At 60.9% G+C, this 17,144-nt stretch carries 12 protein-coding genes and 1 pseudogene; 8 read left to right on the top strand and 5 right to left on the bottom strand.

Going from position 1 to position 17,144, the window contains the following annotated elements:
- Positions 1-267 precede the first annotated feature (267 nt).
- Entirely contained in the window at positions 268-711 is a 444-nt protein-coding gene (locus tag AC0QUY_RS10700) for a hypothetical protein (protein ID WP_161853627.1), read from the bottom strand.
- Between the two features lie 739 nt (positions 712-1,450).
- Between AC0QUY_RS10700 and AC0QUY_RS10695 the strand changes: the two genes are divergently transcribed.
- The 4 genes from AC0QUY_RS10695 to AC0QUY_RS10680 all read left to right on the top strand — a co-directional run bounded on the left by AC0QUY_RS10695 (position 1,451) and on the right by AC0QUY_RS10680 (position 8,305).
- Positions 1,451-1,687 (top strand): hypothetical protein, encoded by a 237-nt coding sequence (locus tag AC0QUY_RS10695; protein WP_161853628.1) that lies wholly within the window; start codon positions 1,451-1,453, stop codon positions 1,685-1,687.
- A 546-nt stretch (positions 1,688-2,233) separates the two neighbouring features.
- A complete protein-coding gene (locus AC0QUY_RS10690) occupies positions 2,234-2,503 on the top strand; it encodes a hypothetical protein (protein WP_161853629.1) in 270 nt (89 codons plus the stop codon).
- Positions 2,504-4,361: 1,858 nt separating this feature from the next.
- Positions 4,362-5,177, top strand: a complete 816-nt coding sequence (locus AC0QUY_RS10685; protein ID WP_161853630.1) for a hypothetical protein — start codon at positions 4,362-4,364, stop codon at positions 5,175-5,177.
- A 713-nt stretch (positions 5,178-5,890) separates the two neighbouring features.
- A complete protein-coding gene (locus AC0QUY_RS10680; RefSeq protein ID WP_371419285.1) occupies positions 5,891-8,305 on the top strand; it encodes an LPS-assembly protein LptD in 2,415 nt (804 codons plus the stop codon).
- 956 nt (positions 8,306-9,261) lie between these two features.
- On the opposite strand, the pseudogene AC0QUY_RS10675 reads toward AC0QUY_RS10680, so the two are convergent.
- Positions 9,262-9,479: pseudogene (locus AC0QUY_RS10675) on the bottom strand (transposase); the annotation flags it as partial.
- 1,256 nt (positions 9,480-10,735) lie between these two features.
- On the opposite strand from AC0QUY_RS10675, the gene AC0QUY_RS10670 reads away from it, so the two are divergent.
- Positions 10,736-11,560: a helix-turn-helix domain-containing protein gene (locus AC0QUY_RS10670; protein WP_161853632.1), complete on the top strand. Its 825-nt coding sequence runs from the start codon at positions 10,736-10,738 to the stop codon at positions 11,558-11,560.
- Positions 11,561-11,613: 53 nt separating this feature from the next.
- Entirely contained in the window at positions 11,614-12,435 is an 822-nt protein-coding gene (locus tag AC0QUY_RS10665; RefSeq protein ID WP_475386803.1) for a helix-turn-helix domain-containing protein, read from the top strand.
- Here AC0QUY_RS10665 and AC0QUY_RS10660 read toward each other — a convergent pair.
- Positions 12,423-13,217, bottom strand: coding sequence for a thioesterase family protein (locus AC0QUY_RS10660; RefSeq protein ID WP_475386802.1), 795 nt, complete (start codon positions 13,215-13,217; stop codon positions 12,423-12,425). The genes AC0QUY_RS10665 and AC0QUY_RS10660 overlap by 13 nt on opposite strands.
- A gap of 159 nt (positions 13,218-13,376) precedes the next feature.
- Here AC0QUY_RS10660 and AC0QUY_RS10655 point away from each other — a divergent pair, with 159 nt between their 5' ends.
- Both AC0QUY_RS10655 and AC0QUY_RS10650 read left to right on the top strand, forming a co-directional pair.
- Positions 13,377-14,042 carry a DsbA family oxidoreductase gene (locus tag AC0QUY_RS10655; RefSeq protein ID WP_475386801.1) on the top strand — a complete coding sequence of 222 codons (666 nt, stop codon included), beginning with the start codon at positions 13,377-13,379 and terminating at the stop codon, positions 14,040-14,042.
- Positions 14,043-14,174: 132 nt separating this feature from the next.
- Positions 14,175-14,813: an NIPSNAP family protein gene (locus tag AC0QUY_RS10650; RefSeq protein ID WP_475386800.1), complete on the top strand. Its 639-nt coding sequence runs from the start codon at positions 14,175-14,177 to the stop codon at positions 14,811-14,813.
- Positions 14,814-14,946: 133 nt separating this feature from the next.
- Here the strand turns inward: AC0QUY_RS10650 and AC0QUY_RS10645 are convergent, their stop codons facing one another.
- A complete protein-coding gene (locus tag AC0QUY_RS10645) occupies positions 14,947-15,891 on the bottom strand; it encodes a cupin-like domain-containing protein (RefSeq protein WP_475386799.1) in 945 nt (314 codons plus the stop codon).
- Positions 15,892-17,088, bottom strand: a complete 1,197-nt coding sequence (locus tag AC0QUY_RS10640) for a GNAT family N-acetyltransferase (protein ID WP_475386798.1) — start codon at positions 17,086-17,088, stop codon at positions 15,892-15,894.
- Positions 17,089-17,144: the final 56 nt, after the last annotated feature.

The raw sequence follows: 17,144 nt of genomic DNA, 5'->3' as shown, positions 1-17,144 counted from the left end.
CGCGCCGCATCCAACACCCGATCAATTGGCAGTTGGCACTTGCACTGCCCAACCGTCGATCTTTCGGCTGAAGAGGTCCATGATGCCTGCCAGATACAGAGCCTTCCGTCGTCGGGATGTACGTGATATTGGCAAGCCAGACCCGGTTCGAGTCTGCAGTGGTGAAGTCAAGCGCGATCACGTTTGCGATCGGCAGATCGTGGCAATTGTCCGTGGTGCGGACCCGACGTGGCGGCGCCATGATCGAGCGAGTGCCATTCCTTCGTATCAGCCGTTCGACCCCGCCATGGCTGGCGCCGCGTCCCCGCGCCCGTAGGACAGGATGGACCCGAGGACAGCCATACGGCTGTCAACTCTCGCGATGACCTGCCGGATCTCGGCCAGCAGCACGGCATTGGAAGTTGCTCGAGGCTCGCGCCAGGCGTAATAACTGGCTGTCGAATCCTCGAGTACGGCACACATCAGCCGTACCGGATAGCTGTCGCGGTGGTCCTCAATGAAGCGGGTTTCCGGCAAAGATCGCGATCGACTTTTCAAAATGTCGCGCTCCATGCGCAGCCGCTCGTTCTCCTGGCGCAGCTTAGCGATCTCTGAAGGCTGGTCCGCCGACATCGGCGCCGCGCCGCCGATGCCTGCTCCTGCCGGACATCCACCCAGTGTCGCAGCACCGAATCGCGCAGCCCGAACCCCTTGGCCGACCCAATCGATCAACTAGTCGATATCGCCAGTTTACAGCCTGGCGCTTGAGTCCTCCGTGAACGATCGACGTGGATGTTCTGACTTTCAACACGTCCGGGCTCTCTGAGCCTACTACAGGTGTCCACTCATTCGGAGGAGGTTCACTGGGGCTTGAGTCGGTTTGCGCAGAGATGGACGCGCTGGAGCAGACTTCCCGGTTACCATACATGGAGAAACTCAGGCACAGGATGGGCATCTATTCCGTCCCGTCCCGCAGCGGCTCATTCAGCGCATTGCGGACGCTTTCCACGCCGCGCGTCTCGCTTAGGGAATCGACTGGGCAACAGTAGTAACGGTAAAATTCGCGCGCGACCTGAAGCGGAAGACTCGGGCGTTAGCATCGCGATTTGCTCGACGGAGCACAGCGAACCAGCCTAGTAGGTGCCTTGCGGGTCTTCACGGCAGTATAACTTGGCGGTTGCGGACAACTCCGATGCGCGCTCGCGCTGCTTCCAGTGGCCGAGGTACGATGAGCACGGTGGGTGCGCGCCTTTGGCGTTCAACCAATTTAGGTAGCTGTCCTGACGGGGTTTTCGAGGATAGCATGCGGTGCACCTTGGCTGCCACGGAAGGAGGGGCGCTTCATGAATGGAAGTTGGCGGCGCGTGATACCGAAAGCAAGGAGAGGGCTTAATTTTCTGCAGCGTTCCCCGCTCTCCAAAACAAGCCGAGCCAAGGGCGAGCAGCTGGTGCAAAGCAGGGAGGATATCAAATGTCTAGTGCTGATCCCGTCATCATCAGAACTGCACAGGCGCACCGTTGCACCGCTGACGGCAGCGCTTGTTATGTGTCGTCAGGCACGCCCTGGTCGCCGCTGGAAGTGCTCGATGTCTATGAGGATTTTCACCACTTGCTCTATCCCAACACGGGAAGCGGAGCGTGTCAGGCGAAGAGGGTCACCTCCGATGAACGCCTGAAAAAGATCTACGGCGTGAGCAGAGACGCATGAAGTGGAGGTATGAGGCGCCCGCCGGAACGGCTGAGATTATTCTCCTCCCGGATGGATGCGCCCTCGTGTTTGACGGTCAGGTTTTAGGGAAATACGCTACCGCTGCGAAGGCCGCAGAAGAACTATCGAACGGCACATGCCACTGGCCCTCCGCTGGAGACCCAACGGAGATGAACATCCCCAAAGAGCTGGCCCAATGGCAACGAGTTCTGTAGTGCGGCGCCGGGGCTCGATGCTCTCTCTCTCTCTCTCTCTCTCTCTCTTTGATAGTGCGTGTCGCCCAGGAAAGGCATTGAGAACAAAAGTGGCGAGTAAATAAGAGGACAAGTCCTGCAGTTCCCATCCGTTATGGTGGTGACGCTGGGGAGCCTCCGATGGCCGATTCGATTTTCGAGAACAGCAGCGAGCTCACAGCGTGCTCGACCCGTGTGTGTCAGGACCAAACCGGGATCTCCGGTTTGTGACGGCCTCCTCTCAGATGGGGTAGTTGATCAGCGCATCAACTTGCATTCGAATTGGTTCGTCTTTCTACGTCGGGCGCAGACCATGATTGAAATTTTCCGTCGAGATGCATTTGCGACACTTAAGCCGGGCATGAGTGTCATCGCCGAAGGGCGTCGCTGGGTCTGGCTAGACATGCGGGCTGGTGACCGTGTGCAGCTGCGCTGCGAACTCACAGGTGAGCGCGCTTGGCTTGCTACAAGCGCTGTCGAGATCGCTACGGCGCACTGGGATCTGAACCATCCTGTGGTCAAAGAAGCGGGGCGTTCTCGTGCGGACGTCCGGCATCACTTTGCGAAAAAATCGAAACGATAAACGTCGCTCCATTCGCAGTCGAGGCACGCGCGGTCCGACGCAAGGTGGATCACGTGCTGCAGAGTTGTGGGCGCGTTGGCTGTTGCGCTTTAGGAGGTAGCTGCCGAGATGAGACGAGAAAGGGTGAGTCATTCATCCGAGGTCGATTGATGAAACCAGAAGCGCGAACCAGCGGGAGGTTTGTTGTACTGCATGCGCGGCCGAACCGTTGGTGCGATGTTAAAGCGTGCCCAGGGCAGGATCGGGCGCGCAAATGGTCAGGACGCTATGCTAGCTTCAAATGGAATGGCTACATCAGGTGGTCGCAGGCCCGCACCATTTGGCGGCCGGGCAACATCGACGCTTGTCGAGAAACGCGCCAAGCAGCCATATGACTTTTAAGCAAAAGGAGGAGTTATGCTGCATATTCACCGATTCAATGAATTCTGCATTGAGTGGCGTCACCTTTCCTTTTGAGATGTGCTTGGAAGCTGCCTATGCGCTTTTACTATAGTCGTCGGTTTGGCTATTAGCCGGGGATTGTAACTTATGGTCGGCGAGCACTTCCCTGGAACATCGGCGGATGCGACGGTCATGCTATCATCATTCGCGTTCCGATCGAGATAGAATAGCCCTTGCCTCAAGAGTATCGGCGCGCGTGTTAACTTGTCGAACTTATCGCTGAGATCAAAGACGAGCGATTCGACACTCGCCTGCTTGAGCTCAAGCGCGATCGCTAAAGTCAGCAGATCGAGCTCAATCGCATTTGCTGGCCAGCGGGGGCTTGTCGGCGTCGGAGGGTTCGCTTCGGCGCGCAATCAATTAATTTTTAGCGTGGAAGAATTGTGCAGATCGAGGAGCGAGCGGATTGCCGAAACGAAGGCGACTCAAGACACTGCGACCGCGCGCTTGCGGCAGGCGGACGCAGAATTCAGCGCGCAAACAGAGTAAGTACGCGCTGTGTGCTTAGGCCGTAACCTGGATCGAGCTCGTGCCCCATACGACGTGGCCCAGCACGAACTGGAGAGTACGCAGCAGCGAGTCAATTATGTAGCGACGGAGCTGGCGCCGGCCCGCGCGCCGACGTATCTGTTGGCGAGTCTTACAATTGAGGCGCGCTTCTCAAGCCAACGTATTGGTGAGCTCGATCAACGTTTGGCCGAACGTAATGTTGACAAGGAGTAAGTGAAGATACGCATCATCCAGCTCGATTGGCAAATCGACGCGGAGCGTCTTCGTGTGAGTCGCTTAACCTCCGCCAACGCTCAATGCCGGCATTTCTGGCTTTGTCTGGGACATCCTGGTGGACGATGGCCATTACGCGCGACGCGGCGCCTCGTCTTAATCGACGACTACGAAACTGAGACGCAGCGGGGCTTCCGAGTCGCTCTACGATGGTATTTTTCGGCGCGCCGGCGCAATTCCGGCTGTTCGGCGTCGAGTGAGGACCGGGTCCTCCAAGCCGAATTGTGGTTTCATCAAACCGGATTCGCAAGCCTTGCGGTGGGTCCCACTCTGCAGCATCTGCAGCGCTTTGATGTCACGAGAACTTACTCGATCAGGCACAACAGCCCGATCTCGGCTGCGCCACACTGGCAGGGCCATTGTCGGTTTTGAGACAAGTATCGACCTGTTGATCGTCTCGCACATACTACAACGCACCTGCAACCTGAATTCTTGATGCGGCACGCCGCTTGCTTTGTTCGCGGCATCATCATCGAACGCTTTCAGGGGGCGGTGATGCTGGGGTAGAGCGAGCTGCGTGATCAGTTAGTCGGCGATCCCTCTCCCCATTTGGGTGGTGGAGCCCATTTCCATGGTGACACATCGATCGAGTTCACTAGCCGAATGTTTGGGGCACCTGTATCCCGCAGGATTCATGTTGCTCGCGACCTTGTTTGTGTCAGTGGTCAGCATCCCTGGAGCCACGGCAGACGACACGATCGATCCACCTGATTACTTCGGGATGTTAACTGCTTCTCATAACTTTCGTGCCGATGTTTTTTTGAAGTTCTATGCGCGATACATTTTGAGTGCCGAACAGTCGAAACGTGGTCCTGTGCTGACCGCGGTTGCGGATCTGTTCTGTGTTAATCGGGCCGGCGCTGATGCAATGGCCAATGCTCAGCTGGCCGCGACGACGTTTCTGGCTCTCTCGGGTCTCCAGTATCGCGTGGGGGCGCGGAGTAGCAAAGAGCAGCCAAATTGCATTAACCAAGACATTTTGCGAAAGAGAGCAGACAACAGGGCAGAACGAGTTGCCGCGTTTGCTGAGCCAGCTTTCAGACAGGGTCGTCCGGAGCTCCATGTGGATGGGCCATCCGATTTGGGCCTGATATTTGAGCCGGTTTCTGCGAAATTCCGTACTTTTACATCGTCGGGGGGCACCACAATTACATACACGCTAATCATGGCCCCAAACGCCAGCGGCACTGCCTTTGGTCCTCAGGTGTATATGGACGAAAACAATAAAGCGGCGGTGTGCGCGGTTTCGCCCATGGACACTGAAACAATCTCCGCATTCCGGAACTCGTTAGCTGACGCCTTCGTTCAAGAGGCTGCCGATCCCGGCAGAGGACTGCCGAGCATAAATGTCGACCGATCGGTTGCCGCCAATTGGGCCATCAGCGCAACGAGTGGCATTATGGGCCGTTGTCTCCTTGTGAACAATGATGAACGCGATCCGACAACATAGTACAGATCGACTCCACCAATCCGCACGAGAAGGTCCGACGTTCATTGGCTCGGGTGCCCATGGGGAGCAACTAACTCCAGCGGAGATTTTGCAGGCTAGATGGATAATGGCTGCCTTTGATCTGAGCCCAGCATTTCTAACACTCAGATTAAAGCAACAGCTGCCTCCGAGTAGACCCAGCATCAGCGAAAACCTGTGATTGCTTCCTTTACTCTTGGTCCGCTCAGGAAAACGAGTGACCTGCTGCTCCGGCGCATCTGCAGGGAGTCATCTTGGCCGCGGGCGAGACCCTATAACAGCGGCGGGAGCATGCGAGCCAAGCAAGGCTGATTTCGCGCAGTTGCTGTTTCTGGAATCGTCGCCATAGACCGCCCCGGTTGTTGCGCGGGCCATGTCCGGTCCAAGACGTCGATGTTCCAGGCCCGACAGTACGACGGCAGTTTTCCGCCAGCGCGGCGAGAGACACGATGTTCAGTGAGGAAAGCAGGCAGAACGACATTGGCACGTCGGTTGCTTGATATGGGGCGTTTTTGTTACGTCCCCATAACGGGTCTCGCACGCCTTGTCACAGAGTTCAGATGAACCTTGCTGAGTTGATTCAAATCAGTGCCATGCTGATGCTGCCGCGTACGTCGTGCGCGGCTGTTCGGTCCGATTGCTGTGACGTGGCCGTTGGTTGGCGGCGGTATCAGATTGTAGACCTCGTTGCCTCCGTGGGAGGGGTATTGACTGTGGTCGGTCGTCGCCGCGGCATATTGCTTGCTATCGCCGTTGTTATCGCGCCTGCGTGCGACTTGATCGTCTCGGTGAAGGTATCGGCGCAAAGCTTCACCCACAATCCGCGCCAACCGCGACCTACGCGGCCGAAAGTGGCTAACGACAACCAGATGCTCGTGCAAGCGATCGAGGTGGATTACGACTACAACAATCAGCGCGTGTCGGCGGTCGGCAACGTGCAGATGTTCTACAACGGCACCAGCGTGGAGGCCGACAAGGTCATCTATGACCAGAAGACCAAGCGGCTGCATGCGGAAGGCAACATCCGCCTGACGGATGCGGAAGGCAAAGTCGCCTACGCCAACATCATGGACCTGAGCGACGACTACCGTGACGGTTTCGTCGATTCGCTGCGCGTCGATACCGCAGACGCGACGCGGATGGTGGCGACGCGCGCCGACCGCTCGGCCGGCAATTACACCGTGTTGGAAAACGGCGTCTATACCGCCTGCGCGCCGTGCAAGGACAATCCGAAGAAGCCGCCGCTGTGGCAGGTCAAGGGTGCGCGCATCATCCACGACCAGACCGACAAGATGCTGTACTTCGAAAACGCGCAGCTCGAGTTCTTCGGCGTGCCGATGGCGTATCTGCCGTATTTCTCGACGCCCGATCCGACGGTGAAGCGCAAGACCGGCTTTGTGATGCCGGCCTACAGCACCAACTCGACGCACGGCTACGCGGTCGAAACCCCGTTCTACTGGGCGATCGCGCCGGATTATGACGCGACCTTCAACCCGCGCTTCACGACGCGGCAAGGCGTGCTGTTCCAGGGCGAATTCCGCCAGCGCCTGATCAACGGCTCGTATCAGATCCGCGCCTACGGCATCGACCAGCTCGACCAGATTGCGTTCACCGGCCAGCCCGGCGACCGCCAGTTCCGCGGCGGCCTCGACACCAAGGGCCAGTTCGCGCTCAATGACAAATGGGTGTGGGGTTGGGACGGCGTCCTGCTGTCCGACTACTACTTCTTCTCGGACTACCGGCTGGCCCAGTACAAGGATCCGCTGGGCTCGTTCCTGAGCCTGCCGACGGAAGCCATCTCGCAGCTCTATCTGACCGGCGTCGGCAATCGCAGCTTCTTCGATGCGCGCACGATCTATTACCTCTCCTACTCCGGCAGCCAGGACAAGGTGCCGGTGATCCATCCGGTGATCGACTATTCCAACGTCATCAACCACCCGATCCTCGGCGGTGAGGTCAGCTACAAGACCAACTTCACCGGCCTGTCGCGTACCACGGCGGCCTTCGACCCGATCACGACGCTGGCCAATACCACCGGCCTGTGCCTGAACGCATCGGCCGACCCGCTCGCCCGTATCCCCTCGCAGTGCCTGTTGCGCGGCATGCCCGGCACGTATACGCGGCTGACGGCTGAAGCACAGTGGCGGCGCTCGTACACCGATCCGATCGGCCAAATCTGGACGCCATTTGCGATCCTGCGCGCCGACGCCATCGACGCCTCGATCTCGAACCAGCCCGGCGTATCGAACTTCCTGCCCGTCGGCGACACCCAGGCGGTCCGCCTGATGCCGGCGATCGGCCTCGAATATCGCTACCCCTTCATCAACGTTCAGCCGTGGGGCACGACCACGATCGAGCCGATCGCGCAGGTCATCGCTCGTCCGAACGAGACCTATGCCGGCCGGCTGCCGAACGAAGACGCGCAGAGTTTTGTTTTCGACACCTCGAATCTGTTCAGCGTCGACAAGTTTTCCGGCCACGACCGCGTCGAGGGCGGCGGCCGCGCCAATGTCGGCGTGCAGGCGACCACGCAGTTCGATCACGGCGGCAGCGTCAATGTGCTATTTGGCCAATCCTACCAGCTGTTCGGCATGAACTCCTTCGCGGTCCAGGATTCCATCAATTCCGGTCTCGATTCCGGCCTCGACAAGCCGCGCTCCGACTATGTCGCGAGCGGCAGCTACTCCCCGAACCGGACCTATATGTTTAGCGTCCGCAGCCGGATGGACGAGCAGACCTGGAACGTCCAGCGCTTCGAGGCTGAAGGGCGCGCCAATTTCGATCGCTGGTCGGTCAGCATGCTGTATGGCAACTATGCCGCCCAGCCCAAGCTCGGCTATCTGACACGGCGCGAGGGCATCTTGACCACCGGCTCGCTGAAGGTCGCGTCCAACTGGGTGGTTACGGGTTCCGCGCGCTGGGATCTCGAGGCCAACAAGATCAACCAATATATGGTCGGCGCCGGTTATGTGGACGATTGCTTCGTGCTGGCGGCCAACTATGTAATTTCCTATAGCTACTCCGCCGGCACCACGCCGCCCGTGCTGAATAAGACCTACCTGCTAACTATCGGTCTACGAACGATCGGGGTGAATTCGATCGGCCTCTGAGGCAACGATGTCGCTGCCTGCGCATGGACAAGTTGACATGCCGCTCTCTCGTGGCCTCTGCTGTGCATCATCACGCCGACAGGCGCGGAAAGGTCGAGAGGTCAAGGTGGCCTGACGAAGGAGGCGGCCGCAGTTCGATTACTACAGCGAAGGCGGTCGCCAAATGGATCGTAGGGTTCCGCAATAGTGCATGTATCGCGCGATCGCTCCTCAAGCCCGTTCAATTGCCAAGCCAAACTCCGCCTGACGTGCGCCGGAGTCGAGGCGTTAAGCCGGCAGCTCACACCGGCAAGCAGATCGCTGCCGGAGTCGGAATGTCAGCGGGAACCGTTAGCCGCATCCTGCACCGGTTTTACTAGAACAGGCTCGCCGCTCTGGATCCGGCCGAACCGAGCCGTCGCTGCGAGCGGTAACATCCGGGCGAATTGATCCACATCGACACCAACAAACCTCGGCAAATTCAATCGCGTTGGTCATCGCATTACTAGCTATCGGACTGGCCCGAGCAATCTGCGGGGGGCATGGCCAGGGGCCGCTACGATGTACCGCATCGCCTTCAGCCAGGTCATGAAGGACAAGAGCGGACCGCTGTCGCCTTTCGACCGCCATTCCCTGCTGTGCGAGCCTAGACGGACGGCGGGCCTGTCATGACCAACAATTGCTCCTGCTGCAAGGTAGCTTTCAATTACCCATAACCGCTGCGTGAGGCAATCAGCGATGCACATCCTACGAGCAATCGGCGCGCAGTCAATGAAATGGCTGACGGAATATTTTGATGCGCCGGCAATGATCGCCTCCTGACTCACTCGGCTGGCGTCGCTGCCACGCATCATTTGAACGTCAATCAACGGGGTGAGATGGGAGTCTCGCCGGGATTGAACCGAATAGCCGATCGCCAGTGTGAACAAATCGGGCCGCAGCATCGACGTGCTGCGCCGACGGCGGCGCCATGCCGTTCGGGCGCGGATCATGGCGACGGCATGCTTGACGCGGGTCGCATCGCGCTGGTCCGGAATGAAGCGCGCCAGGCGCTCGGCATGCCAAGCGCGGCGCTCAGCTTGGGCGAGGAGCATGATGCCGCAGTCGGACGACAAGCGCCCGGGTCGAAAGCGGCGGTGATCTTCTTGCGGCCAACAGCTGGAAACAGGAATGTCGCGGTTGTACAGTCCGGCATGGCGGGTGAGGCGGCCTAGAACGGGGAGCAGGATCGGCAACCAATTCCTACGCTGCTTCAAGGCTTAAGCTACACTTGCCCACCCTTATCAGCCCTCCCATACATAAGAACGTTTAGGATGTCAGACATACTGAACCAGTTTGAGGTAATCGTCTGTGAGGATAGGTGAGCGGATGGAAGAAGCTGCGTCTTGAAGGAAGGTATTCAGAGTCCGACCAGCGCGGATGCGGCGGTCAAAAGATAGCCTTGCCGGCGCGCGAGTACGGAGGGTTGCAAATTCGGAACTGACTAGGTCAGCCGCGGCTGCGGCACAATCTGAGGCGGAGAAGCAACCAGCAGACATGACAGCTTGTGCCAGTCCTAGTGTGGTGAGCCAACCTGCATGGATTAGCACGGCACCGTCTGTCTGATTGAGCCCGTTGAGCGGGAGTCGATTTTTTTGCCCTCCCGTTCGTGCGCCGCTGCCGCGGATTGCGCCGGCTTCTTGCAGCACCGAGATCGCCCAGCCCTGCAGCGTTCGGATCGCCGGGCGGCAGCCGCTCAAATATCAGCATCCACATGACTCCTGCTCAGGACGAATCCTATGCGTGTCCCGCATTCCGCGCTCCTAACACAGACAGGTCTTCCGAACTGCCATAGGTCTGGGTTTCCATGGTATCCCGTTCCCAGGCGGGACTTAGGGATGCGTGATGGTGTGCCGCGGTCCGATCCACGTAGATGACAGCTGCAGCGCAGAAGCCCATACGCGCGGGCCCACTCCTAATCTGTGCGGAAGCGCGAGAAGCGTGGCTACCGCGCCAAGCCGGGAATGATCGAACTTCTGGCAAGGAGCCACATTCCATCGTTGTCTGGGAAGTCCGAAGCGAAGGATAGGCTTCGGCAAGGCATTTTACCTGGTCGGCGGCGACTTACTCCGCACCGCCTGCGCGCCGGCCTCAGCACTCAAATGGGCGAACAGCTTCGGCCCGCAAGTCCACGTGCAATCGGGTGCGAGGCCCGGCGTGTTCGGTGATAGCTTGGCAGGTTACGCAGACGAACTTCTCGCGCACGTGCTGGATCACTGGACGAACTTGGGGCAAGGCTCGCCAATAATCGGCTCGCCAGCATTTTTGTTTGAGTTCGGGATGTTGGTATTTGTGTTGGTATCAGTTAGGAGACAGAAAAAGAAATTCTTGCGAGTTCAAGTGGTTAGGCGGCAAAATCCATTACCTCGGACGTAATGGAATGGCTGAAATTCGCATGGTAGATTTTCCACCATGAACGCACATGCTGCCACGGCGCGAGCCGAACGAACCCAACCCGTCCATATCGGCGACCATCTGCGCGAATGGCGGCAACGCCGACATTTGAGCCAGCTCGATCTGGCGGGAGATGCAGAGATATCGGCGCGTCACCTCAGTTTTGTCGAGACCGGCCGCGCGGCGCCGTCGCGCGAGATGGTGCTGAAGCTCGCCGAACGATTGGAGGTTCCCTTGCGTGAACGCAACGTACTCCTGGTCGCGGCCGGTTTTGCGCCGGCCTTTCCGCAGCGCTCGCTCGACGATCCCGCGCTCAAATCCGCCCGCCAGGCGATCGACCTCGTACTGAAGGCGCATGAGCCCAATCCGGCGCTGGCCTATGACCGGCACTGGAATCTGGTGACGGCCAACCGCATGGTGGCCCCGTTGCTCGAAGGCATTCCGCCGCATCTGCTCGGGCAGCAGCCCTTCAATATTCTGCGGCTTGCCTTCCATCCCGAAGGACTTGCGCCGCGCACGGTCAATCTCGCCGAATGGAGTGCGCATCTTTTGGAGCGGCTGCACCGCCAGTGCGAGGCGACGGCCGATCCCGAGCTGCTCAAGCTGTATCAGGAGCTGAAAGCCTATAAGATGCCGGCGCGGTCCGGCCCGATCTCGGCTGACAATGTCGCGATTCCGTTCAAGCTGCGGCTTGGGAACGAGGTGCTAAGCTTCATCTCCACCACCATGGTGTTCGGCACGCCCGTCGACATCACGCTGCAGGAGCTCGCGCTGGAAACCTTCTTCCCGGCGGATGATCTGACCGCCGAGCGGATGCGGCAGGTGGCGGCGGGTCTCGGTTAGGCGCGGCGTCACGAACCGTTTACACCGCTGCGTCCGCTTCGCATAATCGGCACATGGACTCTCGCCAACATGCACCGCTGCCGATCAATCCGGTCGGCGATCTCCTGCGCGGCTGGCGCAACCGCCGCGCCATGAGCCAGGCCGATCTCGCGTTCGAGGCCGGCATCTCGATCAAGCATCTGAGCTATGTCGAAACCGGCAAGGCCGCCGGCAGCCGCGATATCCTGCTGCAACTGGCGGCGGCGCTCGGTCTCTCCTTGCGCGATCGCAACGCGCTGCTCGAGGCCGGCGGCTTTGCGCGGCAATATGGCGAGCGCGATCTTTCCGCGCCTGAAGTCGCGGACGCGAAACGCGCTATCGATTTGCTGCTGCGGCGGCACGAACCATTTCCGGCCATCGTCACCGACCGGCGCTGGAACGTGATGCAGGCCAACCGCGCGGCGTCGCGGCTGATGACGATGCTGCTGGGAGAAGAGCGGATGACACGGCCGCTCAACCACATGCGGATGTTTCTGGCGCCCGATGAGCTGCGTCCATTTGTGGTGGATTGGCCGGATGTCGCAGCGGCCCTCTTGGCGCGCGCCCGTCATGAGGCGATGGCCGCGCCGCTCGATCTGGCACTGCAGTCGACCTGGCGCGAACTATTGAAGCTGCCCGATTTGCCGACGCCGCAGCTCAACGAAACCGAGGCGCCGGGGCCGCTCTGCGAAGTGCGCCTGAAGAAGGACGACGTCAGCATCGGGCTGATCGGCGCAGTGCTGACGCTAGGCACGCCGCAGGACGTCACGCTGCAGGAATTGCGTGTGGAGATGTTCATGCCGGCCGACGCCGCCTCCGAAGCTGTTCTCACCGCGTTCGCCGCTCAGGATGCCTGAGCCTGCGCGGCACGCCGCTCGAACGTCATGGCCTGCAGCACTTCGGCAAATGGGCCGTTGCGATCGCTTAAGCTCGCCATGGTCAGCCCCGCACCGTCGGCGCCCGCACGGGTGCGTGAGCGGATCAGGATCCACTCGCCCTCCGGTGGGCGGAAGAAATACAGGCTGATCTCGGGATTGATGAAGGTCCATTCGCGCATGTCGACGATCTGGCCGACGCCGCTGGCAAAATCCGCGGCCTGCACCGCCTGCGACAGCGGCGTGTTGATCTCGCCTTCGACCATGGGCACATCGAGCCGCATCCAGGCGGCTGCAGGGCCGGGCTTTTCCAGCGCCCCCTCGATCAACCGCACCGAGACGTTCTGGAAATAGCGGCTCCATTTCTGCGCAAAGGACGGCGGCTGCTTTCCGGTCTCCGGCGCGGCGTCACCCGCGTCCTTCGAGAATGGATCGGCCGGCGACTCGCCGCCTTGCACCGTCAATAGCGCCGTGCAGCGGCCGATCTCGACGTCGCCGTCCAGTAGGCGCACCTGCATGGTCTTGGCCTTGCGGCCGTCGCGCAGCATCTCCGTCTTAAGGCCGAAGGCGCGCAGTCCAGCCGGCCGCCACAGATCGAAGGTGAGGCGGCGCACCGCAAAGCCGGAGGCTTTCGCCAGCCGCTCGACCTCGCGGGTCATCAGCGCGGTGGTCGCGCTGCCCTGCAGCATATCCGGCGACCACGGCCCGCCGGCATGTTCGGTGGCGCGAAACAGGGGGCCTTCCGGCTTGAAAATGGCAGTCATTGCAGGGCTCCGGTCCAAATCGATACGCGGAGTTCTAGAAAGGCCGGCCGGCTGCCACAATAACCGCGGAGGTGAAGTGATACGAGACATGCTGATATCGCCCTTGTCTCGCTGTCCGATCTCATTACCTTCCGGGCATCATTTTGCGAGGACGCCTCGATGAGCACCTTAAAACCCCTGAAGATCGACATCGTCTCCGACGTGGTCTGCCCCTGGTGCTACATCGGCAAGCGCCGGATCGAGAACGCGCTGGCGCTGGTGCCGGATGTTCCGGTCGAAGTGCGCTGGCGGCCGTTCTTCCTCAATTCCTGGGTGCCGCGCGAGGGCATCAGCCGTGACGAATATCTCACCGCCAAATTCGGCTCGGTCGAAGCCTACAAGGGCATCGCCGGCCGCGTCGTAGCGGCCGCGGGCGAGGAGGGGCTGACCTATAGGCCGGAGCTCGTGAAGCGCCAGCCCAACACCATCGATTGCCACCGGCTGATCCATTGGGCGGAAGCCGAAGGCAAATCCGCCGAGATGAAGCAGCGCCTGATGGAATTGTATTTCCGCGACGGCGGCGATCTCACCGACGTGAACGTATTGGTGCAAGCCGCAGCCGATATCGGCCTCGATGCCGACGATGTCCGCAAGCGCCTTGCTACCGACGAGGACGTCGCGCTGATTTCCAGCCAGGCGCAGGAAGCGTCCGACAAGGGTATTTCGGGTGTTCCCACCTTCGTCTTCGCGCAGAAATACGCGGTGTCGGGCGCACAGCCCGCCGACCAGCTCGCCCGGGCGATCCGTCAGGTGTCCGCCGAGATCAACGCGCAGGCGGCAGAGTGACTTTCTTCTCCCTCGCCCCGCTCTTGCGGGGAGAGGGGCGGGGTGAGGGGCTTCTCTCCGCAAACGCAGTGTAGCGGTTGACGACGTGCGTTGCCCCATGGAACTAGCAACAACAAGACTTGGGGAGACACCATGATTTACGAACTGCGCACCTACACCGTAAAGCCCGGCACGCTCGGCGACATGATCAAGGCCGCGAGCACGATATCGCGCGAGATCCGCAAGGACGATTACGGCAAGCTCGAAGGCTACTGGTCGACCGAGATCGGGCCGCTCAATCAGGTCCTGCACATGTGGAGCTACACCAGTTTTGACGAGCGCGCGCGGATGCGGGCCGAACTTGCAAAGAATTCGCGCTGGACCGGCGAGTATGTGCCGCTGATCCGCCCCTTGCTCGTACGTCAGGACGTCCGGCTGATGAACGCGGTGAGGCCGCCGGTTGCCCCGGCATCGACGGGCAATGTCTACGAACTGCGCAACTACCGGGCCAAGGCAGCGGGCGGGCTCAAGCAATGGCTGGATGCGTTCACCGGCGTGCTGCCGGAGCGCGAGAAATATTCAAAGATCGTTGGCCTCTGGACGACCGAAGCGGGTCAACCGAACGAAGCCTGCCATATCTGGGCCTATCCCAGCCTCAACGCCCGCGCAGAGGCGCGTGGCAATGCGATGAAGGATCCGGCGTGGCAGGAATTCCTGGGCAAGGGGCCGGGCTTCCTCGAGGAAATGCACTCGACCATCATGCTGCCGGCGCCGCATTCGCCGTTGCAGTGAGGTTTCCCGTAGCCCGGATGAAGCCAACGGGTCGCGCGAATGCGCGCCCGATGACAGGCTCCGCGCAATCCGGGATTCTCGCATCTTGCTGCACCGGCCCCCGGGTTACGCTTCGCTTCACCCGGGCTACGGCTTACGCGCCCTTCAAACAATAATTCGCCCGTTTCCCGAGCGCGATCCGCCGCAGCACGCGGCGCATCGCCATCGAGGCGCGCAGCGGTTTGATCGCCGTCGTCACCGTGCGATAGAACGCGAGCTTCAGCGCATCGAGCACGGGCTGCGCGCCGGGCGGCTGCTGCGGCAGGCCGATGCCGCGCAGCATTGAATTGAAGAAGTGCAGATCGTTCATCCGCCGCACCTCGCGCGTCTTCCAGGTGATCGCCATCGAGATCGAAAACGAACCGGCCGTGCGTACCCAGTGCGGCCATTGATAGGGCACATAGCAGCCGTCGCCGGCGAACAGGTGGAACTCCGTGCCCCGCAACGCAATGCTGTCGTCGTATTTCAGGTTGCGATGCTTGGTCATCGAGCGCTCAATCTCGTCGTCGGAGACGATCGAGCGGTCGCTATTGTCGAAGATCGTGAAGAATTTTTCGCCGTGGATATGCACGAAGAAATTGTCTTCGCTGTCGAGATGGAACGGCGTTGTCGAGTTCGGCGAGGACACGAACAGGAAACCCTCGACCTGCTCGAAGCCGGCGTCGCCTAAGCTGTTGAAGCCGCGGGCGCGGGCGACCGACAGCAGCGTGTCCTCCAGCAACGCCCGATATTCCGGCGAATTCTCCACGCGCTTGAGCACCATCCAGGCGCCGGCGGTCTCGATGCTTTTCACGACTTCGACGGGGTCGAGGTCGACGGCGGGGATCGCATCCGGATCCTGGCTGATCGCGACCTTGCCGGAATTAAATTCGATCAGGTCGCGGGGCAGTTCGGAGGCCAGTTGCGCGATGCGCGGCAGCGTCAGCAGCGGATGGCCGGCGAGCTTGTGACGGATCGCAAACGGTTTCAGCGGAAAGTCGCGGCGGAGCGCGTCGTGATCGGCCGTAATGACGGGCGCGATGGCGGTGAGCGTATTCATTTAGGATTTCTCCTGCCGTGCTCTGACAATATGAACGATGCGGCGTAGCGGTTCGCGGATCGCGCCGCGCAAGCTGAGTGCTGTGCGGATCAGCAGCACGACCGGATCGTTTCGCCGCAGCGGGATCAGGACGTCGCCGATCGCCAGACGCCCGCGCCAGATCGGGTTGATCATGGGATGGTCGGGACTGGCGGTGGAATCCACCGCGGCAATGGCTGGATCGGCGCAGAGATGCTGCGTCAGTTCCAGCGTCAATTGCACACCCGGCGAAAACTTCGCAAAGCGCTCGTCAACGCCGAGCTTGAAGTAGAAGGCACGGTCCTGGTGGCGCAGCACGATCGCGGCCGCCACCGGCGTCTCCCCGGCGCGCAAGGTGACGATCTCGCACTGGCCAGTCTCGGCCAGCGCCGACGTGGCGCGGCGGATGAAGGTGGCGTCGCCGTCGTCCTGGCTGAGCGCGGTGCCGCGCTGGCCTTTCCAGCCGCTGGCTTCCAGCACCAGGAACGTTTCGATGGCGGCAGCGATCTCGGCCGGTGTTCGCGCCACATCGAAATGGACGGCGCCGTGTTCGGCGAGGCGATTGCGCTGGCGGCGCAGTTCCTTCAGTTTTTTCGCGCCAAGCGCCTCGCGCAGCAGCGCATCGGCATCACCGGTGGCGTCGAGGCAGGCGCGGATATGTGATTGCAGCACCAGCGGCTGCATGCCGCCGCGATGCAAGACTTTGGTAAAGGCCTTCATGGCTGCGCCATCGAGCGAGGTGGCGCGGAGGATCAACGCACGCGCGCCGGCACGCCGAGCCCGCCGCAAGATGCCCGCTACCGCTTCCTCCGCCATATCAGCGTCGAGCAGCGGCGTGGAAAGCGTGCCGTAGGGATCGGCGCTGACCAAAGCGGGCAAAGGAATTTTGTAGGCGCGCCACATCGAAATCACGGGCACGAGACCGATCAGGGTGGATGCATCGCGCCACGCGCCGAGCGCGGCGGCATTGCTACGCGCCTGTGCAGAAGCGTTCACCGCCAATTCCCAATCGGGCAGATAATAGCCGTTCGGCTCGGCGGCGCGCATCGAGAGCGCACGCCATTGGGTCGCCGAGACGCCGGCAAGCGGCGTCAGCACCCCGCCGGAGACCGGCGTGCGGGTGTCTGCGTCCTTGCCCGATGCGCGGCGCACCGTCGATGTATCGGTAATATCGGCCACTTTCCCCGAATCCCCGTTCGCGACTTATGCGGCCAGCGACGTCCGGAGGACACCGC

This window comes from Bradyrhizobium sp. WYCCWR15520, assembly GCF_056174665.1.
The sequence above is the reverse complement of the archived record's forward strand: the minus strand, read 5'-3'. Positions and strand labels throughout refer to the sequence as shown.